We start from the raw sequence: 25,228 nt of genomic DNA, 5'->3' as shown, positions 1-25,228 counted from the left end.
CCATTGGGGGTTTGGGGGCTTTGTTTTAGAATGTCAAATTGATGTTTACTCCATAACGACGCATGGTCGGTGTTTGAAGGTCAGAACTGCCTTGTGAGCCGTTTGCAAACTGATCGAGGTCAATGTCTTTTTTCTCGGCAAAATACAGTAAGTTACGACCAACAAACGAGATGCTTGCTTGTTTGAAGAACGTCTTTTGGAGCAAATTGGCTGGCAAATTGTAACCTACAACGACCTCGCGAAGTTTGGCAAACGAACGATCCATTAGGTTGCCACCGTTGGGGCTATACCGACGGCTGATGTAGTCTTGGAGGAACTGCTTCGTGGTATTTGGGGTAAACTGAAGCTCGCCATAGTTGGTGATGTTGCCATCAACATCGTATTTGATAGCTACATTATTGGAAACTACCACGCCGTCGCCAACGTATGATTTTACGCCTTTGTAGTCCTGGAAACGGGCTTCACCCATAGCGCCTTCTACCGTAGCAATGTGACGACCACCACGGAAAGTCTGACGCTGAATGTAATTGGCAATGACACCACCTACACGTCCGTCAAATTGGAAGCTGAAATTCCAGTTTTTGTAATTGAAGCGGTTGTTTAAGCCCCATACCCAGTCTGGATTTAGGTAGCCGAGGAATTGACTAACTGGGTTGATGATTGGGCGTCCACCCGCATCATTAATCAATTGGCCATCTTGCGTACGGATAAACGTTTGGTCGTAATAGGCATCGGTGCGGTCGCCTACTTTCAAGAATTGATTCAAGCGTTCAACGCCTGGATAAATCTCAGTCAAACGCTCCTTGAATGTGGACCAGTTGGCCAAAATTTCCCAATTTAATCCATTGAGATTTTTGATGGGCGTACCAGTTATTGAAAGCTCAACCCCTTTTTTCTGGGTTTTGATACCGTTTACTAAAGCCGCCGAATACCCTGTTGTTGTAGAAAGAGGCAAGTTAAAGATACGAGGCCCATCGTTTGAGATAAAATAGGCAGCATCAAAGCTGAGGCGGTTGTGTAAGAAACGAATGTCAGCTCCAAACTCAGTCTGAGAAGTAGAGTTGGGCTTAATTTGGGCATTGTTGAGCGTGTTTGTAAAAAAGGCCGCAGGTTGGTTGTTGTAGGTCAATGGCGTACTGTAAACGGCGGAGTTTTGGTAAGTTGGCCCGTCGTACGAAGAGGTGTATGAGTCGCCGTAGCCCAAACCGATGCCTGAGAACGACGAAGAGGTTAAACCATCTTTTACGTTGGCATACGACCCACGCAACTTTAGAAACGAAATGGGGCCTAAATTTTGAACCAAATCAGAAACGACAAAACTTGCAGCTACCGAAGGGTAAAAGAACGTGTTGTTCCCTTTGGGAAGCGTTGATAACTGGTCCATACGCCCTGTAGTAGAGACTGTTAATAAGTTTTTGAAGGAAAAGTCGGCTGAGTAGTAGGCCGAATTTACCCCCATAGCCGAACGGAAGTTGCTGAGTCGAACAGGGTTGGCTGAGTTGGCAAAACTATAAACACCTGGTACGTTGAGGTAGTCAGTGGTAGTAAAATTATAGTTGAAGTTGAACGTACGGATATTTCCACCTACAAAACCATTGACCGAAAAATTAGTGCCAATTTTTTTGTCAATTTTCACCAACAATTCTGTGTTGTTGTCAAACAAATTGCGCTGGTCTTCGCGGTAGTCGCCACGGCGTTCGTCGCGTCCGTACGTGCCCATCGAAAACGGGAATTTTTCGGTACGAAGGGTATTCCACGACGAGACTTGGGTACGCAACATGGCTTCGATGCCGTTGGCGATTTGGTATTTCATCGCCACTTGACCCACAATGTCGGTTTTATTGTGTCCCCGTAGCCACTCATACGCCATAAAGTAAGGGTTGTTATAACGCTGATATTCGGCGTAAATTTGTTGTACACCCTCTTTGCCAGGCTGCCAATAATTGCGCATGTCGTCGATGTTCCAATCGGCACCTGCCCAAATGATGATGTTGTAAATCATGGAGTTAGGTCCATAGTTTACGTCAGGGAAGTTGGGCGATTGTTGACGGTTATACTGCAAGTTTGACTCAAAAGAAAGTTTATTGCTAAACTTATAATCAAACGAAGTATTGAAGGTAGAACTGTTGAGGCGGGTGTTTGGAACGATTCCTTTTTGATAGGTATTCGACAACGAAAAGCGGGCGTTGTATTTGTCACCTGAGGCCGAAACCGCGATGTTATTGGTGGACAAAACGCCCGTTTCTAAATACCTCTTTAAGTTATCTGTTCCGCGAGCGATCCACGGAGTAGGCATGCGCTTACCAGTTGCAGGGTCAATAGGACTATCATATTGCGAAATGAGTTGACCTTCAAATTTTGGTCCCCAGACGTCATAATCTCCGTCGTTTTTACCGCCCCCACGACCATCCACAAACTCATAAACACCGTGGTCGCCAGGGCCATACTGGTCTTGTACTTTTGGAATGGCGTTAAATCCGTTGTCAAACATGGTTGAGGAGTTAAAATCAACCGCAAAGCCACGTTTATCTTTTGAGCCACGCTTGGTTGTAATCAAAATAGCGCCGTTTTTGCCACGGAAACCATACAAAGCCGATGCCGAAGCTCCTTTCAATACGGAGTAGCTTTCGATGTCGTCGGGGCTGATGTTCCAAGTGTCGGAGTTGATAGGTACACCATCTACTACGTACAAAATGTCCGTATTACCACGAAGTATTACTTGTGGACGACGGAGCATTTCGGCGCTCATTCCAATCGTTAAACCCGCTACCTTGCCAACCAATCCCTGAACTGCATTGGGTTCACGGGCTTTGATGGTTTGGCTCGCGTCGATTCCTTGAATAGAAACCCCCGTGCGACGAACGTCTTTTTTGATACCAAGCGCAGTTACAACAATTTCATTCAGTTGACGAAAATCTTGCGCCATAGAGAGGTCAATGACGGTACGATTGCCCACCGAAATTTCTTGAGGAGTATAACCCACAAACGAAAAAACCAGAGAGGCGTTAGCAGGCACACTCAGGCGGTATTTGCCTTGCGCATCTGTATTAGTGCCTTTGTTTGTTCCTTTAATAACGATACTCACGCCAGGCAACGGAGAGTTATTTTCGGCGTCGATAATTTTTCCTTGCACAGTCATGTCTTGTGCAAACACCGTGATGCAAAAACAAAGCGCTAAACAACTTAGCACCCAGATTTTCTTCCCTAAAATTGGGGGTAGAGTTTGTAACATAAGTACAGAATGGTTAATTGTAAGAATGAAGAAGAATTTGATTATTTCAGGTCACAAAGTAAGAATGTGGATATTACCTCATGATTAATGCAAGATGAAGGATGTATTAAGAATTTTACAAAAGTTAAACTTTTGTAGTCCTTCGTTAACAAGTAGATATGATGAAGTAGTGAAGTAATGTATTGGAAAACAGTTGATAAAATTTTTTTTGACCTGATTTGGTGTTTTTTTACTTTGCTGCAAAATGGTTTTTTGTTAAATTTAACTAAACAATAACAAAGTCAATTGTTAACTTTGTATAGTAATATTATACCTTTGTTATTTCAATTAAGCTACCACGTAATCGAATGAGTGTACATCAGATTGAATTAGTCATTTTGGACATGGCTGGGACAACCGTAACCGACCAGCACGAAGTAGAAGCCTGTTTTGCCAAAGCCGCACGACAAACTGGAATTGAAGCAACTGACGAGGAAATATTAGCTGTTCAGGGGCTTGCTAAACGTTTTGTTTTTCAGTTATTTTGGAGAAAACAACTGGGCGAAAATCACCCCGATGTTGAGAGTAGGGTGGACGAATCGTATGCGGTTTTTAAAGAGGTTTTGGAAAAACATTATCGCACACAGCCTGTTTATCCTACAGTTGGCTGTTTGGAGTTGTTTAGTTACCTTAAAAAGAATGGTATTAAAGTAGCCCTTACAACGGGTTTTTATCGGGAAGTAACCGACATTATTTTGGGAAAACTGGGCTGGTTAGAAGGGCTTGATGCACAGCGTGTTGGAAACGAATCGACCATTATTCAAGCGTCTATTTCGAGCGATGAAGTGCCGCAGGGACGTCCTGCCCCCGACATGATTTATAAAGCCATGCGCCTTTTGGGGGTTACGGATGTGAAGCGTGTTATCAACGCAGGCGATACCCCTTCAGACTTAGGCTCGGGCAAAGCAGCAGGTGTGTATCTTAACCTTGGCGTTACCAACGGAACTCATACCACCGAACAATTGATTGGTCACCCACACGATGCGTTGTTGGGTTCGATTGATGAAATTATTCAGATTTTAGAAGAAATTAAAGTACAGAACTAATGCAAAAACATTTTGACCTTATTGTGGTGGGAAGTGGCATCATGGGTACGTTTCATGCCTATCACGCAGCTCTTCAAAACAAGTCGGTCTTATTGCTTGAAAAAGATAATTTTCCCGTTGGTGCCACCGTTCGAAACTTTGGGCAAGTGGTGCCTTCGGGACTGTCGGGACGGTGGTTTAATTATGGGCAACGCAGCTTAGAATTATACCAAACGTTGCAATCGAAGGTAGATTTGACCGTTCGTAACAATGGCTCTGTCTATGTGGCGTCTGACGACGACGAATGGCAGTTGGCCAATGAACTGTATGATTATTACCAAAGAATAGGCTACACCTGCGAATTATTGAGCCGTCAAAAGTGCCTCGAAATGTATCCATACTTGCGACCTAGCTACGTCGTAGGAGCCCTCTTTTTTCCGCAAGAGCTGAGCGTTGATTCACCCGTTTTGATGCAGCGATTGTTGGGGTATTGTAAGGAACAAATTGGTATTACATTTCTTAACAATGCGACGGTGGTTGATTGTCAGAGCGTCAACGGAAAGGCCAAGGTACAATTGGCCAACCGCCAGGTATTTGAAGCAGAAAAAGTATTGATTTGCAACGGGCACGAATTTAGAATGTTATATCCCGAATTGTTTGCCAACAGCGGTTTGATTGTTAGCAAATTACAAATGATGCAGACGATACCTTTCCCTAATTTATCAATGAAAGGAAATATCCTAACTGGTTTGACCATCCGCCGTTATGAATCATTTCAACAAATGCCTTCGTATGCGTCAATGGTTACGCCTGAGCATTATTCTGATCTCAAAAAATGGGGGATTCACGTGTTGTTTAAACAAGCCGAAGATGGTTCGGTGGTGATAGGCGACTCGCACGAGTACGCAGATGCGCAACACGTAGATGATTTGGGTTTTCATACCACCGATTATATTAATGGATTGATTATCAGTGAAGCTGAGCGAATTGTTACTTTTGAGGTGGACAAAATTCGTACAACGTGGGCAGGTTTTTACAGCCAAACCACCGAGGAAATCTACGAACGCCAAATTGATGAACATATCCAAATCATTACAGGAATTGGTGGAAAAGGAATGACTTCAACGGGTGGGTATTCGGAGGAGAATATCAAAAAGATGTTTGCCTAATCATTTTTTGTCAAAAAATTGTGTGGTGGAAATATCACCGCCCAAGGTGCAAATATCCGCGGTAGGTCAGCCCCTTAGGTTTGGTTGTGATTAAGTAGGTATATATGCTAGCGGGCAAGGGTATGCCATTCCTTGTTCCGTCAAAAGGAGCTTGATATAGCCCTTTGTTGTAAAAAATGGGTTCTCCCCAACGGTTAAAAATGGCTACCTCAGCCTCTGGGTAATCTTCTAAACCTTTGATTTCCCACGTATCGTTCACCCCGTCTTGGTTGGGACTAAAAACGTCAGGAATGTAGAGTTGCGTAAAAACATCGATGTAGATGCTATCTTCGGCAATACACTTCGATGGTCCTGTGGCTTTTACTCGGTAGGTTGTTGATTGCTCGGGGTTAAGGGTAGGAGCGGGATGGACGGCGTCGCTAACGCCCTTCGTCGGCGTCCATTCGTAGGTATAACCAATCCCCAAATTAGCATCGACAGTAATAGAATTGCCTTTGAGGAGGGTTTGGTCGGGGCCTAATTCGAGTTGAGGGGGAGGGGAAACTATCACATCTTGGCTGCTTTCTCCATTCATACATTCTACACTTCCTTTGACGGTGTAACTAACGGTATGTTGTCCTAAACCCGCCAATTGAGGGTCAAATATATCTCCTATTACCCCTTTTCCAGAAAAACTTCCTCCCGTTGGGGTGCCCGTTAGACGAAATGGAGCGGAGGTTGTTCCACAAAAACCAGGTATGGGAGCTAGGGTGGTTTCTATTTTGGTAACTAATTTAATATCAATGGGTTTTGAAGTAGAGAAACAGCGATTGGTATCTCTGACCATTACGGTGTAGTTACCAGCTTCGGTCACAATAAATGTGTTTTTGGTTGCGTTTTGGATGCTTTGCCCTTCTTTTTTCCAATCAAAGGCTTTTAAATCTTTTCCCTGGGCTGTGAGTACAAGGGTGCCTCCAGGACAAATTTGATTTCCTGGAGAGGTAATTGACACGACAGGGTCGTCGTATTGTACCACCGAAATTTGGTTCGATTCCGTGGTGCATCCGTTAGGAGAGGTGAGTTTGACGGTGTATGTACCAGTTTGCGTGACCGAAATGGAATCTTTGATGCCATCAATTTCTTGGCCGTCGCGTAGCCAACGGTACAGGTAGGTGCGTCCTTGGGTAGCTTTAAGGGTTACTTTTTCACCCTTACAAAACCCAGCGCGGGATGTACTCAAACTGGCCTTGGGAGGTGTGTAGGTGATGGCCGTCAATGCCCCAGACACGTTAGCGCAGTCGAAACCATCAACGACTTTCAGGGTATAAACACCCGTCTCAATGGCATCAAAAACGTTGCTAGTCGCACTAGGAATGGGCTGATTTTCAAAATACCACTGATATTTTAAAAAGCCGTTTCCGCTTGAATTACTGGTTAATTTTATCGTTCCTTCCTTGCAAGGTACGCCAATCGGGTTGCCTGCTGAAATGCTGACCAGCGGTTTGGCATTGGTCGTTATGACTAAAGGGGTGGAAACAATGGGAAGGGGGCAAAGCGGAGAACGAACAATACAATGGTAAGTGCCTGATTGGTTGCCACGAATTACCAAAACAGAATCAGCAGCGTTGGGTACATCAACGCCACCTTTTTGCCACGTAAATGTACTGCCAGGTGGGTAGTTTCGAGCGTTAAGTTGAACCAAACTGTCTTGACAAACCGTCGTAGAACTAGCAACCGAAGGGCGCTTTACTTTTGATACAAAAAGGGTGGGAGGGGTAGAGCAATCAGCAACGCGAGCGGGTTCATGGGCATGGAGTAGCTCCAATGCCATGCACAACAACGTTAAACATATTAAAGCCGACCGACCTCGCATTTGGATAAAAAGTATTGCTTATCTCAAAATACAGCAAAGACGTAAATATACTTATTTGCAAGATTATACCCGATTTTTGGAGTCAATCAGGATGGTGACAGGGCCGTCGTTGAGGAGCGCGACTTTCATATCTGCACCAAATTCGCCTGTTTGTATGGGTTGACCAAGTTCTTGTGATAGCTGCTCAATCATTTTTTCGTACAACGGAACGGCCACCTCTGGTCGGGCTGCGTCGATGAACGACGGGCGGTTGCCTTTTTTTGTACTGGCGTGAAGGGTGAATTGGCTGATAAGTAGTATGTTGCCACCAACGGTTTTGATGTCAAGGTTCATTTTACCTTCCTCGTCTCCAAAAATGCGCATTCCCACGATTTTTTTTGACAACCAATCAATGTCCTCTTGGGTATCGGCATGGGTGATTCCCAACAAAATCATGAAACCTAAACCGATTTGACCTTTTACTTGTCCTTCGATGGTGACGGAGGCTTCGGTAACGCGCTGAATGACTGCAATCATAATTTGTTTTTAGGATACTTTTTGGGCAAAACTACAAAAAGAGCTCTAACTTTCGGGGGAATTTGTAAAAGAAAAAAAAGACGAATGAGTGCTCGAATCGTTTGGCTGATTTTGTGCTTTTGGGGGATATACGGGAGGCCTTTCGCACAAGTTTTTACAGTGTATGGGGGAGTAATCAATGAGTATCAGGGGTATTATTCTACACAAAAATTTACAACAGTTATTCAAAAGTTGCCTATTGCTTTAGATAGTACTTTTGGACTGGAGGCTGTGTTGCTTACCTTGCATCACGAGCGGGTAAGTGATATCAAAGTAACATTGGAAGCCCCCGATGGAACAAGCGTGTGGTTAACCAACCGAAATGGAAAGGAGACGGGGAAACATTACCTCAACACTCGTTTTTCTCAATTTGGGAAAAACGGGCAAATCAGTGCAGCCAAAGCTCCCTTTCGAGGTAATTTTGTGCCAGATGGACGTTTAGAGTTTATAAATAATGGACAAAATCCGAACGGAACGTGGAAGGTAGTAGTAGAAGATTTAAAGTCGGGTATAGCGGGGGTGTTGGATAGTGTACAACTTATTTTTAGCAAGTCGCCTGCTTATTTTATAAAAGCCAAACAGTGCTCTTTAGAGAATATAGGCAGATGTGACTGCCCTGATGGAACGACAAATTGTGAATTATTGCCTGATTTAGTGATTGTCCCTTCATTTACGTACAACCAAATACAAGAATACTCATGGAACCATAAAACTTATCCAGGGCAATTGCGGTTTGCAGCCTCCATTGCCAATATCGGTTACGGCCCCTTAGAAATTATAGGCACGAAGGAGTGGTATTGCGGAAACCAGCGGGTGGATTCGTCCCAAGCCTGTGCCGATGGAAAAATGAGCCGTATGAAAATCAAGCAACGTATTTTTTCAAAAAAAGGAACGGAGTTAGTGAGTCGCGATAGAGAAGCGGGTACGATGTATATGGACGATACCCCAGGTCATAACCACTACCACGTGGATGATTGGGTGGAATTTCGATTGGTGAAAATCCAAAACCAACAACGGGAGATTGTCGCCAAAGGCAAAAAAGTGAGCTATTGCTTATATACCACAGGAAGCTGCTATAACAAAGATGGCTTGTGCTTTATTGGGGGAAAAAATTATGGTGAAACAATGCCCAATTTTGGATTGGGGCGGTACGAAGCCTGTAATTTTGATAAACAAGGTATCGGCGTGGGTGGATTTGATACCTACGGGATGTTGTATGAGGGGCAATTTATTGATTTACCCAGAAATTTGCCTTCGGGGGAATATTGGCTAGAGATTGAAATTGACCCCAATCATCTTTACGTTGAAAGTAATCGATCCAACAATATTTTTCGAATGAAATACAATATTCAGCGACAAGAACGAAAATAAACGAATAAACAAAATAAGTCGGGGTGCTTACACCCCGACTCACCGACTAATCGTAATTCAATACGGGCGCTAGCCATTTTTCAACGACATCGAGCGGCATTTCTTTGCGAATGGCATAATCCTCCACTTGGTCTTTGGCGATCTTTCCGAGGGCAAAGTATTTACTGTCGGGATGCGCAAAGTACCAACCACTGACCGAACTCGCAGGGTACATGGCAAAACTTTCGGTTAAGTGAATACCTACTTGCGCTTCGGCATCCAATAAATCAAACATGGTGCGCTTCTCGGTATGGTCGGGACAGGCAGGATACCCTGGTGCTGGCCGAATCCCTTGGTATTTTTCGGCAATCAATTCTTCATTGCTGAAAGATTCGTCTGAAGCATAACCCCAAAATTCTTTCCGAACGCGTTCGTGCATCAATTCGGTAAAGGCTTCGGCCAAACGGTCGGCGACGGCCTTGAGCATAATGCTGTTATAGTCGTCGTGGTCGGCTTTGTATTTTTCCAACAAGGTCTCAATTCCAATACCAGTCGTTACGGCAAAAGCTCCGATGTAGTCCGTTTTATTTACACTGGCGGGGGCTATAAAATCACTCAGACAGAGGTTGGGCAAATTGGCGGCCTTTTGATTTTGTTGACGTAAATTATGAAGTGTTGTAAGTTGCTCAGTTGCTAGACCATTTTCGGCAGTTACCACCCGGTATTCATTCCGTTTTATCTGTCCTTGACCTGCAAAACCTACTTCAACCTCTTCAAATTCGTGCAAAACGATGTCGTCTTCCACCGAATTGGCAGGATAAAAACCAATGACGGCATTGGCTTTGAGGGATTTATTTTTGATGATGTTGGCCAACATGGCATTGGCGTCCTCGTACAGTTTTTTGGCTTCAACTCCGACGGTAGCATCATCAAATATCTTTGGATATTTTCCGTGCAATTGCCACGTTTGGAAGAATGGCGTCCAGTCGATGTACTTTGCAATTTCTTCCAACGGATAATCGTAGAAATACTTATTGCCCAGGAATTTTGGTTTCACTGGCTCAAATCCTGCCCAATCAATCTTAGTTTTATTAGCTCTTGCAGCCGCAATCGACAAAGCCTCTTTGGCCTGTTGGCGTTTTGCGTGGTCTTCGCGAAGTTTGGCGTATTCTTTTTTGATGTCGGCCAAGGTATCGGCGTACGTTTGTTCGTTTTGGGTCAACTTTCCCGCTACTGGTACCGCGCGACTCGCATCCAAGACGTGTATAACAGGCCCTGAATAGTGCGGGTCAATTTTTACCGCCGTGTGAATCCGAGAGGTAGTAGCACCTCCAATCAACAACGGCATAGTAAAGCCTTGGCGCTCCATTTCTTTGGCAACACCCACCATTTCGTCTAAAGAAGGCGTAATCAAGCCCGAAAGGCCGATAATGTCAACGTTATGTTCTCTCGCTGCTGCTAAAATCTTATCGGTCGGAACCATCACCCCAAGGTCGATGATTTCGTAGTTGTTACATCCCAGCACGACTCCCACAATATTTTTTCCAATGTCATGGACGTCGCCTTTTACCGTGGCCATCAAAATTTTTCCAGCCGCCGCCGCACCACCTGCTTTTTCAGCTTCGATGTAAGGGGTCAAATACGCTACGGCTTTTTTCATTACCCGCGCCGATTTTACCACTTGCGGCAAGAACATTTTTCCTTCTCCAAATAAGTCTCCTACAACGTTCATGCCGTCCATCAAAGGCCCTTCAATTACATCTAACGGACGACTCGATTGCTGACGCGCCTCTTCCACGTCGGTGTCTATGTATTCAGTAAGTCCCTTGATAAGAGCGTGTTCCAGACGTTTAGAAACGGGTTGGTCGCGCCAAGCATTGTCAACAACTATTTCTTTTCCTTTCGATTTTACCGTTTCGGCAAAAGCCAACATCCGTTCCGTTGCGTCAGGACGACGGTTAAGAATGAGGTCTTCGCAGTGCTCCAGCATGTCTTTAGGGAGGTCGTCATATACCCCCAACTGACCCGCGTTTACAATCCCCATGTCCATACCAGCTTTGATAGCATGGTACAAGAAAACAGTGTGAATCGCTTCACGTACTGGCTCATTACCACGGAACGAAAACGACACGTTGGAAACCCCACCGCTTACTTTGGCGTACGGTAAATGTTCTTTAATCCAGCGAGTTGCGTTGATAAAATCAACGGCGTAGTTATTGTGTTCTTCGATACCCGTACCCACCGTAAGGATGTTCGGGTCGAAAATAATGTCTTGTGGAGGGAAACCCACTTTATTGACCAAAATCCAATAAGCACGTTCACAGATTTCGATACGGCGCTCGTAGTTATCGGCTTGGCCCACTTCGTCAAAGGCCATTACAACTACTGACGCCCCGTAGCGTTTTACTTTTTCGGCTTGTTCGATAAACTTCTCTTCGCCTTCTTTCAACGAAATAGAGTTTACAATAGCTTTGCCTTGCAAACATTTCAAACCTGCCTCAATTACCTCCCATTTGGACGAATCCACCATGAAAGGAACGCGGGCAATGTCGGGTTCGGCCATGAGCAAGTTGCAGAATTTGGTCATGGCTTGCACGCCATCAATCATCCCTTCGTCCATGTTGATGTCAAGAACTTGGGCTCCCGTTTCTACCTGCTCGCGGGCCACGGAGATGGCCTCGTCGTATTTGCTTTCACGAACCAAACGGGCAAATTTCTTAGAACCTGTTACGTTACAACGCTCGCCGATGTTTACGAAATTGGTTTCTTTCGTGATTTTGAGCGGCTCAAGTCCCGAAAGTTTCTGAATATGGTCGTTTTCGGGCAAATCACGAGGCTCGTATTTGGCGGCCACTTCGGCAATGGCCTTGATGTGCGGTGGTGTTGTTCCGCAGCATCCACCAATGATATTGATAAAATTATCTTTCAAAAAGCCCTCAACGATGTCGGCCATTTCAGCGGGTGATTGGTCATATTCACCCATTTCATTGGGCAGTCCCGCATTGGGGTGTGCCGAAGTGAAAAAGGGTGCTTGGTTGGCCAATGTTTGCACGTATGGGCGCATCAAATCGGCTCCCAACGCACAGTTGAGGCCAATCGAAAGTAAAGGCATGTGTGAAACCGACGTCAAAAAAGCTTCCGTCGTTTGGCCCGATAAAGTTCTTCCCGAAGCATCCGTAATCGTACCTGACACCATGATAGGAGCGGCCCCCCGCCCCCCAACGGGGGAGTGAATATATTCCCAAACTAAACCATCTATGATTGGAAACTTATTCCTATCATAACGATTATCCCCCCATTGGGGGGCGGGGGGCTTTTGGTTTATAAACAAATCAATGGCATACAGTGCTGCTTTGGCATTGAGTGTATCAAAGATGGTTTCTACCAAAAAAATGTCAGAACCACCGTCGGCAAGGGCTTGAACTTGTTCGTAGTAGGCATCCACTAGCTCATCGAACGTAACAGCGCGATACCCTGGGTCATTGACGTCGGGCGAGAGCGAGGCCGTACGGTTGGTGGGGCCAATAGAACCTGCCACAAAACGAGGTTTATCGGGGTTCATGGCGGTGTATTTATCACAAGCCTCCCGTGCCAAACGTGCCGATTCGTAATTAAGCTCATACACCAAGTCTTCCATGTGGTAGTCGGCCATGGCGATGGTCGTTCCACTGAAGGTATTGGTTTCGATGATGTCGGCACCTGCTTCGAGGTAAGCCTCGTGGATTTCGCTGATTACGTCGGGGCGAGTCAACGAAAGCAAATCGTTGTTGCCTTTGACCTCATGCGGGAAATCTTTGAAACGTTCGCCACGGTAGTCAGCATCCGTCAATTTATAACGCTGAATCATCGAACCCATCGCGCCATCAAGCACAAGGATTCGCGATTTGAGTATTTCTTGGATAGGTGGTTGTTGCATTTTTATACTAGTATCAATTCTTTAATTCTCTTAAAATGCTTCACATTAAGTGTTTTAAGAGGTGTTTTGTGAGTGATTGCAGTGGCTGCAATAAAAATATCTCTAAATTCAATTAACTTATTCTCTTATTTAAGAGCATGAAAAATTTCCGAGGCTTTTTCGGCTACTGCATCGTTGAAAGGCAAAATAGTTAGCTGTTGAGTTAGTAGATAGACATCTCGTTTTTTTAGTTCATTGGTAGCACCCATTAAAAGTTCATAATAGGTCACAGATGACAGTGATAAAGGAGTGTCCGCTAATTTATACAATGCTGTACGTGTTTTGTTTGAAGCACGTAAGTACTCAATAAAGATAGAGGTGTCAAGCATTACCATTCAGAACCTTTAAAGTTAAATTTATTTGGATAGGCCTGTAATTCTGCCAAATCATCCTCAGACCAAGTCGAAACCTGTAATAATTGTTGTTTGTAAGTAGAGGCATCTACAGACATTTTTTTTTGTTTTTTCTGTACTAAAAACTCTAAAAAATCCATTAGCTCTTGTTGACCGAATGTATCTAAGAGCTTGTATTTCAAGATTAATTCTTCCATAATTGAAGGAGATTTATTTACTCAAAAACATACTTTCCGCTTGGCACGTTCACCTAGAAGGAGGCGTACGCTCGGAAAAATAGACATCTTAGGATTGTACAAAATTAACGTAATTCAGAAAGAATTCTCGTGTAATTAGACGATTATTGTCAATTAATCTTTAAAAATAGATTTATTTTATACTTTTGAGGCTGTAATACCTATAAAATACCCGCATTAGCAGAAATCAATCTGCAATAAATAGATAAAATGTCTAACCTCAATTTCAGTGTAAAATACAACAATGCTCAAACTAGACACAACCGACCGTGGTCTTTTGCGTTATCTGCAACAAAATGCGCTCTTAACGACCAAAGAATTGGCCGCGCAACTCAATCTTTCCTACACGCCTGTGTATGAGCGTGTAAGGAAATTGGAAAAAGAAGGAATTATCAAAAAGTACGTGGCGCTCGTCAATCGCGAGAAAATAGGTCGTAACCTCATTGCTTTCTGTAACGTTTCTCTCAAAGAACACAGTCGCGCCAACGGCGAAAAGTTTGTGTCGGCCGTGATGACTTTTGAAGAAGTGATGGAGTGTTATAACATTTCGGGAGAATATGATTTTATGCTCAAAGTAGTGGTTAACGATATGCCTGAATATCAGCGCTTTTTGATGGAAAAGCTGGGGGCTTTAGACAGCATTGGCAACACTCACAGCATCTTTGTGATGAGCGAAATCAAACACGAAACCGCCCTGAAAGTATAAGCTATGGTGTACGTGTTTGGCGGGGTGATTGGGGGCTATGCTGTGGCTTGTTTTTGGTTGTGTTGGCAATGGTTACGTATTCCCAAGCGGCCTTTGAATCACTTGGACGTACCTCCTGATTTTAAAATTTCGGTCATTATTCCAGTGCGCAACGAAGCCGCTCACATTGGCGTATTATTAGATGATTTAGAGCGTCAAACGTTAGCTCGTCAGCATTTTGAAGTGTGGGTAATGGATGATGCCTCCACCGACAAAACTGCGGAGATTGTGAATGAATTTATTCAAAAAAAATTGTTGAATTTGCAGCTTGTGTCATTGGTCAATGCTCCCGTAAGTTCGCCTAAAAAAAGGGCCATAACGGAAGCACTCAAGCGAGCTAGTGGACAATTGATTATCACCACCGACGGCGACTGTAGGGTAGGAGAGAGGTGGTTGGAAATGTTCGCACAAACGTACCTTGAAACAGGAGCAAAATTAATAAGTGGCCCTGTGACTTTTCTGAGTACAATGCCTAAAAGTGTTATTAAAAGTGGGGGCGAGATTGCGCAAACCATCGAATTTGCCAGCCTCATTGGTACGGGGGCTTGTTTGCTCGAAGCGGGGCATCCAACCATGTGCAACGGCGCAAATTTGGCGTATGAACGAGCCGCCTTTGAAGCAGTAGGAGGTTTTGAAGGGGTGGAGCAAATTGCCTCGGGCGATGATGAGTTTTTACTTCAAAAAATTGCAAAACATTTTGGTGCGGAAAAGCTTTATTTTTTGAAAAACAAAGCGGCCATTGTCTCAACCCAGGCGCAAGATTCTTGGCAAGGTTTCTACCACCAACGCATCCGTTGGGCCAGCAAATGGGCAGTCAATAAACGCCTTGCCACGATGCTGGTTGCGGTTTGGGTGTTTTTAGTCAATTTGATAACGTTGATTTTGTTAATAGCACCATTCTGCGAAAATGTAGTGTCTTTTGAGTTTTGTACAATTCTATTGTTAAAATATGTGCCTGAATTTTTGTTTTTACGTTTGATTATCAGATTTTTGGGGAGAAAAAGCTGGGTTTGGTACATTCCCATAGTACAACTTTTTTATCCAATATACGTTCTGTTTTTCGGGCTGGCAGCTCAACGAAAAGGCTATATTTGGAAAGGGCGAAATTTGCGTTAAATTGCCTCCGCAATAGTGATTTTACCCGCAGATTTTCGCAGAATTAAAGCCGCAGAATTTAACCAAAGTTTTACAATGTTAACGGGTCTTACTAACATCATCAACAGCTATGATTCCATTGTTTGTCCATAAGTCGCCCCGAATCCTGAAATCATTTTATTCCCCTTTCGTTTGGGAAATTCCGACGGAAGAACCTGTGATTTATTTGACGTTCGACGATGGGCCAATCCCTGACGTGACTGAGTGGGTGATGGAACAATTGGATAGCTACTTGGCAAAGGCAACTTTTTTCTGCATCGGAGACAACGTCAGAAAGCACCCTGAGGTGTTTGCTCAACTTATTGCCAAAGGTCATAGTATTGGAAATCATACATTTAACCATTTGAAAGGATGGCATACTGATGATGAAACCTACCTCGAAAACGTAAGGCAGTGTAGTGAAATTTTACCAGTAGATACGTCCCTTTTTCGCCCGCCTTACGGGCGGATTAAATTGAGCCAAGCGCGGCCTCTCCTCAATGATTATCATGTAGTGATGTGGGATGTACTAACGGGCGATTTTGAAAAATACCTTAGCCCTGAGCGTTGCCTTGAAAAAACGTTGAAATATACCAAAGCAGGCTCGATTGTGGTGTTGCACGATAGCCTAAAAGCGTGGCGTAATATGAGTTACGTACTTCCTAGAATGCTAGAGCATTTTTCCAGTCTTGGGTATCGTTTTGAAGCCTTACCGCAGCATATTCCGCCTTCTATGAACCTTGGCGATGCCACAAGCTCGCCGTATTTGGTACATTAAATTTAGTAAATCATCACCAAACCTAACCGAAAACCGATGAAGTGGACAAAACTTTTACCTTTTACTTTTTTACTGTTGTCGATTTGGGCACAAACCCACGCTCAGTCGTTTAATAACCTGCCTGTTGTTACCCAAAAACCACCCTTGCACGGTAAACATTGGATGGCCATTACGGGTAAACCTTTGGCTGCTACCGCTGGAGCGATGATTTTTACCAAAGGAGGAAATGCCGTGGACGCAGCTTGTGGTATGTTGGCCGCTACCTGCACCATGTGGGATGTGCTCAGTTGGGGCGGTGAAACGCAAGCCCTTATTTACAATCCCAAAACCAAAAAAGTCATTGCCATCAATGCCTTGGGAGTAGCACCAACGGGAGCCACTGCCGATTTCTTCAAAAACAAGGGTATGAAGTATCCTCCTGAATATGGGCCGTTGGCCGCCGTAACGCCTGGAACACCAGGAGGATTGATGACGATTTTGGCCGAATACGGAACCATGTCGCTCAAAGAAGTGCTTGCTCCTGCCATGCAATTGGCCGAAGGTTATCCCATTGAAGCCCAAACGGCTAATTCAATCGAAGGGAAAAAAGACCTTATCAAACAGTGGCCGTATTCCAAAAAGGTATTTCTACCGCATTTGGGAGCTAAACGCGAAGCGCCCGATGCAGGAGAGATTTTTGTGCAAAAAGATTTGCTCGAAACGCTCAAAAAATTGGTAAATGCCGAACAGCAAGCGTTGGCAAAAGGAAAATCTCGAAAAGAGGCGATTTATGCCGCTAATGATCTTTTTTATCGTGGAGAAATTGCCAAAGAAATTGCTCGGGGCTGCCAAGAACAAGGTGGCCTGATTACGGAACAAGATTTGGCCAATTGGAAGGTCAAAATCGAAGAGCCAATGATGACTACTTACAAAGGAATTGAAGTATATAAACTCCAACAGTGGACGCAAGGCCCCGCCATGCTCCAAACGTTGAACATTTTGGAAAACTTCGACCTAAAAAGCATGGGTTACAACTCTACTCGCTACGTGCATACGTTGTATCAAGCCATGAATTTGGCGTTTGCCGACCGCGATTTCTACTACGGAGACCCTGCTTTTAGCCCCGAAGAACCCATGAAAGGGCTACTTTCAAAGGAATATGCTAAAGAGCGTAGCAAGTTGATAAACCCCAACATGAACGACCCCAAAATTGGCCCAGGCGACCCTTATCCGTTTGAGGGCAAAGCAAATCCTTACTTAGATTTGCTCAAAAATTGGGGAAGTGCGAGCTTAACGGCTCCTAAAAATAATGCAACATTGGATGAAAAATTCCAAGAAAGTTTCACGGCAGGAACGACCTCGGTAGAGGCCGCAGATGCTGAAGGTTGGGTAGTCTCGATGACGCCAAGTGGAGGATGGGTACCTGCGTGTATCGCAGGAAATACGGGCATCGGAATGAGCCAACGGATGCAGTCGTTTGTACTTGACCCAAAAGAGAATCCTTTCAACGTGGTAGAGCCAGGAAAACGCCCTCGCGTTACGCTCACACCTAGTCTTGCCCTAAAAAATGGCAAGCCATTCTTGTCATTTGCCAAACAAGCAGGCGACGAACAGGATCAGTTATTGCTCCAGTTTTTCCTTAACATGGTGGAATTTGGGATGACGGTTCAGGAATCGTGCGAAGCGCCAAGTTTTAAAACGTTTCAGATGTACTCGACTTTTGGTAACCACGAACGCATCAACGGTGGGCTAACCCTCAATGAAGCCATGCCCGCTTGGACACGAAAAGACCTTGGTAGAATGGGGTATAAAATCAACTACCAAGAACGCACCAGTGGCCCAATCAACGCCATTTATTTTGATTGGGAACACGGGAGTTTTTGGGGAGGCTCAAGCAACCACGGTGAAGATTACGGAATTGGCTGGTAACAAATCAGACCATCCCGCGTGATTTTAATTCTAAATATTTGTTGACGGTATTCGCATTTAAGTCCTGCGGTGCCGTCAAAATCGACTGAATGCCGTATTGTTCAAGTTCCTTGACGATACGGCGTTTTTCGTAATAAAACCGCTCGGCAATGGTCTTCAAATAAATCGTTTCAGTCGTTTCGGCGGGTGTTTTTAGCAATTGAGCCGTTTCGGTATTTTCAAAGAATACCACTATAAGCAGGTGGTTCTTTGCTAATTGTCGTAGATAAGGCAACTGACGATGTAGGGCATTGACAGTTTCAAAATTGGTGAATAATAGAAGCAAACTACGTTGGCGAATTTGGTTTTTAACGTGGCTATAAAGCGTTTCGTAGTCGCTTTCCAGATACCGCGTTTTTTGTTTGTACAATACTTCCAAAATCTTTTGCATTTGCCCCGTTCGGCGGTCGGCGGGTAGCACTTGTCCAATTACTTCCGAAAAGGTAAAAATTCCTGCTTTGTCTTGCTTCAATAATGCAATGTTGCTCAATACAAGCGACGCGTTGATGGCGTAATCTAACAGTGTTAAACCCTCAAACGGCGATTTCATTACCCTTCCTTTGTCAATCAGGCAATACACTGCTTGCGAGCGTTCGTCTTGAAAAGCATTCACCATCAGCTCATTGCGACGGGCGGTGGCTTTCCAGTTGACCGTTCTGATGTCATCACCCTGAACGTAGGGGCGAATTTGTTCAAACTCCATACTATGTCCCAACCGCCGTTGACGTTTGATGCCAATGTCGGTGAGTCGGTTGGAGATGGCCAAAAGTTCGTATTGCCGCATTTGTAAATAAGAAGGATACACGGCCACCATTTTATCTTGCGAGAATTGGTAACGCCGTTTTAATAAACCAAGCGGACTTTTAACAAAAACATTGACGGCTCCGAAACTATATTCACCGCGTTTGGTGGGACGGAGTTCATACCGAAGTTGCTGGGTTTCGTTGGGCGCCAAACTCGTTTGAAACAAAACATCTCGTCGTTGAAATTGGAAAGGAATTTCGTCGATGATGTCTAGATTTGTGCGGAACGGATAACGGTTCTCAAGGTGAAGAGTGATGGGATTGGGGTCGCCATTGGAAAGCCGATCAGCGACATCTCGACGGGCAAAAATTCCATTTTCGACACGAAATAGCAGGAAAGCGTCCGCAAGGGTCACAACCAAAGCCACCGCTGCCGCTAATTTTACCAAACCAAATAGCCCGATAAAAAGGTAAGAGGCCAAAAACGCCGCTACCAAAACAAGCAGTAGTGTCCAGAAAAGCGGGGAAAAATACAGATTTTTGATGGCTTTCATGTTAGTAAGAAAATTCGCCTGCTCCTTCGCGAATGACCTCAAAGTCGTCGGTGGTGGCATCAATGATAGTTGAAGCGATAAGTCCCCCAAAGCCACCGTCAATGACAATATCAACTTGGTGCTGAAAACGTTCAAACATGATTTCGGGGTCGGTAGGGTATTCCATAAAATCATCGTCGTCTTTGATGGACGTAGTGATGATGGGATTACCCAATTCGTGAACAATTTGAAGCGGTATGGGGTGGTTGGGTATCCGAATCCCCACTGTTTTGCGGTTTGCCAATACTTTGGGAACGCGACTACCAGCCGAGAGGATAAAGGTAAATGGGCCAGGGAGAATACGTTTCATGACTTTAAAGGCCGAATTGCTCACTTTGGCATAATCAGCAATGTGACTTAGGTCGTGGCAGATGAAGGAAAAATCATTTTTTTGGGGCTTGATGCCTTTGATGCGTGCAATTCGCTCGACGGCGCGGGCATTGTGAATGTCGCAACCTAAGGCATATACCGTATCGGTAGGATAAATTACCAAACCACCATCTTGAAGACAGCGAATTACTTGCTGAATTTTGCGTGGTTCGGGATTTTGCGGGTGTATTTTAAGGAACTCAGCAGGCATTCGACAAGTCAGTTGGTTTCCGAAATAAATGAAAAAGCTTTGTTTTACAAACGTATCATTTTATTTGGAGAACACAAATAACGAAAGTCATTCAGAGAACGTTAAGAGTCGAGCCGTACAAACGGAACGCCTTGCTGCATCAATGATCGTTTTCGGTTGCTTTGCCACTTGGCGTAAAATTGATAAAGCCAATTGACCGGGAGACGGAGGCGGCATAAAAAAACGAGCAATTCGGTTTCCCAGCCTGGATCTTCGATGTAATTGAGAAGCTTACGAAATTCGGTGGCTTGCTGGGCATCTTCTGCTACGAAGCACTTTTTGATGAATTGGCGTATTCTTTCGGCTAATAAGTCATATTCTTCTTGAGAACGGCTGAGATCGTAGGCTTTGTTGCAAACTGCCCAACTGGATTTTAACATGTCGTTTCCAACCAGATAAAACTGCGAAGCCATCGACCCATCGAGAACGCGCTTGCTCATTAACACTTCATCAATGTAATGGTATTTATAATCGTGGGCCGAGCGAACAAAAAAATCAAAATCTTCATAACTCAGCGTTTCGTCGTACCCACCGAGTTTCATCAATACGGATTTTCGCATCATGATAGAAGGAGTACAAATGAAATAGCGCCGCAGTATCTCTTTATAAACATTTCCCGTTGGAACGACTCCTTGGGCTTTCCCATCGTTACCTAAGGCATAATGGTATCCAATAAGCTTTCCTGAAGTATCTATGTATGAAGCATTTGAAAATACAACAGCATAGTCTTTGGGAAGTTCTTCAAACGCTTTGACCTGCTGTGCTATGCGTTGAGGAGGCATGACGTCATCAGCTGCCAAGTCGATAACGTACTTCCCTCTAGCTTCACCCAGTCCTTGATTGAAGGCTTTGCACAACCCAATATTGTTGGCATTTCGGATAAAAATGGTGCTAGGGTACTGATCAATAAATTGTAAAATTACTCGTCTTGAATTATCCGTACTGGCATTATCAATCACAATTAATTGAATATTGTCATACGTTTGATTGGCTACGGATTGCAAGCACTCGTAAATAAACGGTGCGTGGTTGTAGCAAGTACAGATGACAGACACTTCTGGATTCATAAGGAGGCGTTGAGACTATTTCTTTGCGTAAAAGGGCATTAATTTTGATTAGTAAAAGTAATCTAATATTTACAAATTCTATTCAGGATATACTTACTTTTTAGTAAACGGTCACGGTATGTATGTCTATTCGACATAAATAATACCATGAAAAATGTCTGATAATTTTTTTTGAAAAAATATTAAGCAGGATAAATGTTCTGAAAAACAGGGGATTGGGTGCTTTTAAGCTTAAAATGCAGAAATTTTATTCAACATAAAGAAATACTTTGGCATGATTTTCTCTGTGTATTTATCAAGATGTAGAAAAACATCTTTCAATATTTATGGGTTAGGGTAGTGCATAAATGCCGACACGCGCTGCGTACGGCATTTATTTTTTTGTATCCTTCTTAGGCTTCGAGGGGGGCGTGGATGTTTCGTATTTGGCGCGCCAAATGCTCAAATTTAATTCAAAACCAAAAATCAATAGCAAAGCAACGAGGTAAAACCAAATCATCAGCGCAATGATGGTTCCGATGGAGCCATAGAGCTTATTGTAACTGCCAAAATGGGATAAATAAAAGGAAAACCCGTAGGTGGATGCAATGAGTAAGAAAGATGAGATAATTGCGCCGAGGTTAAAAAATCGCCAGCCGTGGTTGATTTTTGGGGCAAAACGGTAGATAATAGCCACTGCCAACGTAAAAGTTGCAAACATGACACCATAACGCACCACGTCTAATAAAAAAACGGTAAAGCTGTCGCGGAGAAAAATGGTGTCGTGAAGCCAATCGACCAAAAAACCACCGACAATAATGATTAAAACCGCCAAAAAAAGCACAAAAGACAGCATAATCGTCAGCATGATTGCAATGCCTTTGGTTTTAAAATAGCCTCGATTTTCAGAAGCTTGGTCGGCGGTGTTAAAGGCGGTCATGAGGGCGCCCATGCCATTGGTGGCGGTGATAAGCGCTAAAATAAAACCAAACGACAAAATACCTCCTTGTTTTCGGCTGATGATGTCATAAATTGTGGTGGCGGCAAATTCATAGAGGGGCTCTGGCATGGCATCGCGCATAAATCCCATGATTTGTACCTCCATATTTTCAATAGGTATGTACGGAATGAGGGTAAATAGAAAAAGCGTGGCGGGAAAAACCGCCAGCGTAAAATTATAAGCAACCGCCGTAGCTCGTTGGTCGATGTTGTACAAAAGAATCTTTTCAACCAGAATCGTAACGATGTCAGCAAGGGATACTGAAAGGGAAAAGAACCGTTTACGATGAAGAAAATGGTGGAATTTTCGTAATTGATGATACTTTGATTTAGACCAGTGTTGGAGCATGGAGCAGCGACGCGAATCGTTTTGAAAAAACGAAATTACTAAACTTAGTCCATTTACCCATGCTTTGTGCCAACGGCTTACCAAGTTTTTAATCAAAAAAGCTTGGTAAGCCGTTGGGTTTAAAGATTAGAGACGCGATTGATTTTTAAGGAGTTTTTGATATTCGCGCTCAACTAATTGATTTTCTTTAAAAATATATATCCCTGCAAAATGGGACAAAAGCCCAATTCCCCAGCCAAAAGTTGGCCAAATGGGCCAAGGGTATTTTGAGCCGCTACGAAATATAATTCCTGTTCCCCAAAGTACCCATAAACCAGCGATGACGACGAGGTAGGTGAATAAGTGGCTTTTAAATCCTGCCCGTTGGTGGGCCATTTTCCAGAGAATGGGGTCTTTTTCAGTTTCCATGATTGTTAATTAGGTTTAAAGGTGACAATTGTAGTTTGCTTTTGATGATACAAAAATAAAAAGCGGTAGGGGCGAACCCTACCGCTTTCAGATTAAGCCACTCTTTTGGAGGATGAACTTTAATTTTTGAGGAGTAAACCCATTAAAACGCCACAATTGAATAGGCAGCTTGATGAGGTTGGCGGGTTTGATCGCCAATTTTGCTGCGATTGCGGTCATCGTCATGAATGACAAACAACGTGTTTGACCCAACAGGCGTGAGGTCTTCTGCTTTGTGGGTAAACTTGAGAGGTTGGCCACTTGTGCGGTCTTTGACCAATGTTAGTTTATTAGCTTTCAAGTCCGCTTCGGTTGCCCACCATAAATAAGCGCTATTTCCCTGTGTTTCACTTTCCATCGAAGTAAGTACCCAAAAAATCTGGCGTTTTGCATCGTATTCGATGCACGAAAGTGCCAATGGTTTTGGTAAACTAGGTTCTAAGCTTGCAATATCAATGTCAGCCAATGTGTCAAAATTATTGGAAACCATCAAAGAATCATTGGCGAAGCGATAGGAAACAGTAAGTATTTTGGCTTTGTACTTAAAATCATCGTATTTTTTCCCTTCTTCACGGATTCCAAAGTATAATTTGTCGTTCGTAGCCGCAAACCCTTCCACTTTAAAATAAGGCATTCCGTCAGGAAAATCGGTGGAGCGGAGGGCTTTCGACAAAGCAGTACGAAGACTCATGGAGAACTTTTCACCCGCCACCAAGTGCGCAGCTTTGGGCTGAATGTTTTTTGGATCGGCACCAACTTTCCAATAAAGAAGCGCATTGTAGCCATCCCATTCGTTGCTTCCCTCTTTGACACGATCAAAACCCGTGCTTAAAAAAGCCAATGAACGATTCGGTGCAAGGGCAAAATCTTCGTATTTCTGGCTAGTTTTGAGTAGGTTTTGAGTCAAATACGTTGGGTTATGGGCAAACATATCGGTTTCAGAATAAGCCCAATAAAATACCGCAGCGTCGTTGTTTGGCATGTCTTTGTCGTTGGCAAGGGTGAGGTTTTGGCCATCGTACAAAACGGCAGAAGCTTCGCACCAAAGCTCACGGCCTGAGGCTTGAAGTCCTGCTTGAAAACAATCAATAAAGCCTTCTTTGATAATACTCGCACCCGTAATAGAACGACTTGCGGGGCGCTGGCAACTGACAAAAGCCAATAGCCCTAAAGCATAAAGAGTCAACTTTTTCATACGTGTAAAAAAAGACGGAGAAACAGAGCTACAGGCTGCATCTCGGTTTCTCCGTTGCGTTTTGAATGTTATCGAAACAAATTACATGCGCGATTTGATAATGTTGGTGAACTCTCTTGACTTGAGCGAAGCACCACCAATCAAACCTCCATCAACGTCGGGACAAGCAAAAAGTTCATCGGCATTTTTTTCATTGCAGCTTCCACCGTACAAAATGGTGGTGTCGTCTGCTACTTGGGCGCCAAATTTCTCAGCAATGTGCGCGCGTAATGCAGCGTGCATTTCCTGCGCTTGGGCAGAAGAGGCTGTCAAGCCCGTACCAATGGCCCACACAGGCTCATAGGCAATAACAACTTTGCCAAAATCTTCAGCTGATAAATCAAACAAAGCTGCCGTGATTTGGTCTTTAACGATGGCGATGAAGTCTTCGTTTTGGCGTTGTTCCAACAACTCACCGCAGCAGAAGATGGGCTTCAAGCCGTTTTCTAAAGCAATTTTTACTTTTTCTGCTATTAACGTATCCGTTTCTCCAAAGTACTGACGACGTTCGCTGTGGCCGATAATTACGTATGGAACCTCAATCGCCGAAAGCATTGATGCCGAAATTTCGCCAGTGAAAGCGCCAGATGCCTTGTGGTGGCAGTTTTGGGCTCCGAGGGAAATGCGATCTACTTCTTGTACATATTTCTGCAAAACTGGCAAGTAAATGTAAGGCGTACACAATACGACTTCAACGTCGCCACGAACCTCGTCACGTACCATATTTACTACTTCCGACGTAAGGCTCAGCGCTTCTTCGAGCGATTTGTTCATTTTCCAGTTACCAGCTACAATTTTTTTTCTCATTGGATGGGTGATTTTTAAAAG

20 protein-coding genes are annotated in these 25,228 nt (G+C 44.0%); 7 read left to right on the top strand and 13 right to left on the bottom strand.

The window, feature by feature from the left end; genetic code table 11:
• Nucleotides 1–25 precede the first annotated feature (25 nt).
• Nucleotides 26–3,232 carry a SusC/RagA family TonB-linked outer membrane protein gene (locus DTQ70_RS11130; protein WP_164489972.1) on the bottom strand — a complete coding sequence of 1,069 codons (3,207 nt, stop codon included), beginning with the start codon at nt 3,230–3,232 and terminating at the stop codon, nt 26–28.
• Between the two features lie 347 nt (nt 3,233–3,579).
• On the opposite strand from DTQ70_RS11130, the gene DTQ70_RS11120 reads away from it, so the two are divergent.
• Together DTQ70_RS11120 and DTQ70_RS11115 are read left to right on the top strand one after the other, a co-directional pair.
• Entirely contained in the window at nt 3,580–4,317 is a 738-nt protein-coding gene (locus DTQ70_RS11120) for an HAD family hydrolase (protein ID WP_122930865.1), read from the top strand.
• Nucleotides 4,317–5,465: a TIGR03364 family FAD-dependent oxidoreductase gene (locus DTQ70_RS11115; RefSeq protein WP_122930864.1), complete on the top strand. Its 1,149-nt coding sequence runs from the start codon at nt 4,317–4,319 to the stop codon at nt 5,463–5,465. Before DTQ70_RS11120 ends, DTQ70_RS11115 begins: the two co-directional genes overlap by 1 nt.
• Before the next feature lie 34 nt (nt 5,466–5,499).
• On the opposite strand, the gene DTQ70_RS11110 is transcribed toward DTQ70_RS11115, so the two are convergent.
• Complete coding sequence (locus DTQ70_RS11110) at nt 5,500–7,275, bottom strand: gliding motility-associated C-terminal domain-containing protein (RefSeq protein WP_164489971.1); 1,776 nt, start codon at nt 7,273–7,275, stop codon at nt 5,500–5,502.
• A 105-nt stretch (nt 7,276–7,380) separates the two neighbouring features.
• Entirely contained in the window at nt 7,381–7,833 is a 453-nt protein-coding gene (dtd, locus tag DTQ70_RS11105) for a D-aminoacyl-tRNA deacylase (RefSeq protein ID WP_122930862.1), read from the bottom strand.
• 231 nt (nt 7,834–8,064) lie between these two features.
• On the opposite strand from dtd, the gene DTQ70_RS11100 reads away from it, so the two are divergent.
• Nucleotides 8,065–9,243, top strand: a complete 1,179-nt coding sequence (locus tag DTQ70_RS11100) for a lysyl oxidase family protein (protein ID WP_164489970.1) — start codon at nt 8,065–8,067, stop codon at nt 9,241–9,243.
• Between the two features lie 46 nt (nt 9,244–9,289).
• Here the strand turns inward: DTQ70_RS11100 and metH are convergent, their stop codons facing one another.
• From metH to DTQ70_RS11085, 3 genes are all read right to left on the bottom strand, one after another.
• Nucleotides 9,290–13,138 carry a methionine synthase gene (gene metH / locus DTQ70_RS11095; protein ID WP_122930860.1) on the bottom strand — a complete coding sequence of 1,283 codons (3,849 nt, stop codon included), beginning with the start codon at nt 13,136–13,138 and terminating at the stop codon, nt 9,290–9,292.
• Nucleotides 13,139–13,263: 125 nt separating this feature from the next.
• Complete coding sequence (locus DTQ70_RS11090; RefSeq protein ID WP_229600116.1) at nt 13,264–13,506, bottom strand: type II toxin-antitoxin system VapC family toxin; 243 nt, start codon at nt 13,504–13,506, stop codon at nt 13,264–13,266.
• Complete coding sequence (locus DTQ70_RS11085) at nt 13,506–13,727, bottom strand: hypothetical protein (RefSeq protein WP_122930859.1); 222 nt, start codon at nt 13,725–13,727, stop codon at nt 13,506–13,508. The genes DTQ70_RS11090 and DTQ70_RS11085 overlap by 1 nt, the downstream gene beginning before the upstream one ends.
• Before the next feature lie 283 nt (nt 13,728–14,010).
• Here DTQ70_RS11085 and DTQ70_RS11080 point away from each other — a divergent pair, with 283 nt between their 5' ends.
• The 4 genes from DTQ70_RS11080 (at nt 14,011) to DTQ70_RS11065 (ending at nt 18,331) form a co-directional block, all read left to right on the top strand.
• Nucleotides 14,011–14,472, top strand: a complete 462-nt coding sequence (locus tag DTQ70_RS11080; protein WP_122930858.1) for an Lrp/AsnC family transcriptional regulator — start codon at nt 14,011–14,013, stop codon at nt 14,470–14,472.
• A gap of 3 nt (nt 14,473–14,475) precedes the next feature.
• Nucleotides 14,476–15,627 (top strand): glycosyltransferase, encoded by a 1,152-nt coding sequence (locus DTQ70_RS11075; protein ID WP_229600115.1) that lies wholly within the window; start codon nt 14,476–14,478, stop codon nt 15,625–15,627.
• 109 nt (nt 15,628–15,736) lie between these two features.
• Nucleotides 15,737–16,423 (top strand): polysaccharide deacetylase family protein, encoded by a 687-nt coding sequence (locus DTQ70_RS11070; RefSeq protein ID WP_122930857.1) that lies wholly within the window; start codon nt 15,737–15,739, stop codon nt 16,421–16,423.
• 36 nt (nt 16,424–16,459) lie between these two features.
• On the top strand, nt 16,460–18,331 hold the full coding sequence (locus tag DTQ70_RS11065) for a gamma-glutamyltransferase family protein (protein WP_122930856.1): 1,872 nt from the start codon (nt 16,460–16,462) through the stop codon (nt 18,329–18,331).
• 4 nt (nt 18,332–18,335) lie between these two features.
• Here the strand turns inward: DTQ70_RS11065 and DTQ70_RS11060 are convergent, their stop codons facing one another.
• From DTQ70_RS11060 to tpiA, 7 genes are all read right to left on the bottom strand, one after another.
• The gene (locus DTQ70_RS11060) at nt 18,336–19,667 is read right to left on the bottom strand and encodes a DUF58 domain-containing protein (protein ID WP_122930855.1); all 1,332 of its coding nucleotides are present in this window, start codon (nt 19,665–19,667) and stop codon (nt 18,336–18,338) included.
• A 1-nt stretch (nt 19,668) separates the two neighbouring features.
• Nucleotides 19,669–20,286, bottom strand: coding sequence for an L-threonylcarbamoyladenylate synthase (locus tag DTQ70_RS11055; protein ID WP_122930854.1), 618 nt, complete (start codon nt 20,284–20,286; stop codon nt 19,669–19,671).
• Between the two features lie 101 nt (nt 20,287–20,387).
• The gene (locus DTQ70_RS11050) at nt 20,388–21,392 is read right to left on the bottom strand and encodes a glycosyltransferase (protein WP_122930853.1); all 1,005 of its coding nucleotides are present in this window, start codon (nt 21,390–21,392) and stop codon (nt 20,388–20,390) included.
• Between the two features lie 373 nt (nt 21,393–21,765).
• Nucleotides 21,766–22,815 carry a YihY/virulence factor BrkB family protein gene (locus tag DTQ70_RS11045; RefSeq protein ID WP_229600114.1) on the bottom strand — a complete coding sequence of 350 codons (1,050 nt, stop codon included), beginning with the start codon at nt 22,813–22,815 and terminating at the stop codon, nt 21,766–21,768.
• A gap of 30 nt (nt 22,816–22,845) precedes the next feature.
• Nucleotides 22,846–23,127, bottom strand: coding sequence for a 2TM domain-containing protein (locus tag DTQ70_RS11040; protein ID WP_122930852.1), 282 nt, complete (start codon nt 23,125–23,127; stop codon nt 22,846–22,848).
• A 142-nt stretch (nt 23,128–23,269) separates the two neighbouring features.
• Nucleotides 23,270–24,361, bottom strand: a complete 1,092-nt coding sequence (locus tag DTQ70_RS11035; protein WP_122930851.1) for a hypothetical protein — start codon at nt 24,359–24,361, stop codon at nt 23,270–23,272.
• 81 nt (nt 24,362–24,442) lie between these two features.
• Nucleotides 24,443–25,207, bottom strand: coding sequence for a triose-phosphate isomerase (gene tpiA, locus DTQ70_RS11030; protein ID WP_122930850.1), 765 nt, complete (start codon nt 25,205–25,207; stop codon nt 24,443–24,445).
• Nucleotides 25,208–25,228: the final 21 nt, after the last annotated feature.

Source organism: Runella sp. SP2, assembly GCF_003711225.1.
Taxonomy (GTDB): Bacteria; Bacteroidota; Bacteroidia; order Cytophagales; family Spirosomataceae; genus Runella.
Note: the sequence above shows the minus strand (reverse complement) of the source record. Positions and strands in the feature narration are given on the sequence as shown.

Bases quoted from the DNA above. Each gene is read 5' to 3' on its own strand.
- DTQ70_RS11130 (WP_164489972.1), bottom strand. From the start codon at position 3,232: ATGTTACAAACTCTACCCCCAATTTTAGGGAAGAAAATCTGGGTGCTA.
- DTQ70_RS11120 (WP_122930865.1), top strand. From the start codon at position 3,580: ATGAGTGTACATCAGATTGAATTAGTCATTTTGGACATGGCTGGGACA.
- DTQ70_RS11115 (WP_122930864.1), top strand. From the start codon at position 4,317: ATGCAAAAACATTTTGACCTTATTGTGGTGGGAAGTGGCATCATGGGT.
- DTQ70_RS11110 (WP_164489971.1), bottom strand. From the start codon at position 7,275: ATGGCATTGGAGCTACTCCATGCCCATGAACCCGCTCGCGTTGCTGAT.
- dtd (WP_122930862.1), bottom strand. From the start codon at position 7,833: ATGATTGCAGTCATTCAGCGCGTTACCGAAGCCTCCGTCACCATCGAA.
- metH (WP_122930860.1), bottom strand. From the start codon at position 13,138: ATGCAACAACCACCTATCCAAGAAATACTCAAATCGCGAATCCTTGTG.
- DTQ70_RS11090 (WP_229600116.1), bottom strand. From the start codon at position 13,506: ATGCTTGACACCTCTATCTTTATTGAGTACTTACGTGCTTCAAACAAA.
- DTQ70_RS11085 (WP_122930859.1), bottom strand. From the start codon at position 13,727: ATGGAAGAATTAATCTTGAAATACAAGCTCTTAGATACATTCGGTCAA.
- DTQ70_RS11080 (WP_122930858.1), top strand. From the start codon at position 14,011: ATGCTCAAACTAGACACAACCGACCGTGGTCTTTTGCGTTATCTGCAA.
- DTQ70_RS11075 (WP_229600115.1), top strand. From the start codon at position 14,476: ATGGTGTACGTGTTTGGCGGGGTGATTGGGGGCTATGCTGTGGCTTGT.
- DTQ70_RS11070 (WP_122930857.1), top strand. From the start codon at position 15,737: ATGATTCCATTGTTTGTCCATAAGTCGCCCCGAATCCTGAAATCATTT.
- DTQ70_RS11065 (WP_122930856.1), top strand. From the start codon at position 16,460: ATGAAGTGGACAAAACTTTTACCTTTTACTTTTTTACTGTTGTCGATT.
- DTQ70_RS11060 (WP_122930855.1), bottom strand. From the start codon at position 19,667: ATGAAAGCCATCAAAAATCTGTATTTTTCCCCGCTTTTCTGGACACTA.
- DTQ70_RS11055 (WP_122930854.1), bottom strand. From the start codon at position 20,286: ATGCCTGCTGAGTTCCTTAAAATACACCCGCAAAATCCCGAACCACGC.
- DTQ70_RS11050 (WP_122930853.1), bottom strand. From the start codon at position 21,392: ATGAATCCAGAAGTGTCTGTCATCTGTACTTGCTACAACCACGCACCG.
- DTQ70_RS11040 (WP_122930852.1), bottom strand. From the start codon at position 23,127: ATGGAAACTGAAAAAGACCCCATTCTCTGGAAAATGGCCCACCAACGG.
- DTQ70_RS11035 (WP_122930851.1), bottom strand. From the start codon at position 24,361: ATGAAAAAGTTGACTCTTTATGCTTTAGGGCTATTGGCTTTTGTCAGT.
- tpiA (WP_122930850.1), bottom strand. From the start codon at position 25,207: ATGAGAAAAAAAATTGTAGCTGGTAACTGGAAAATGAACAAATCGCTC.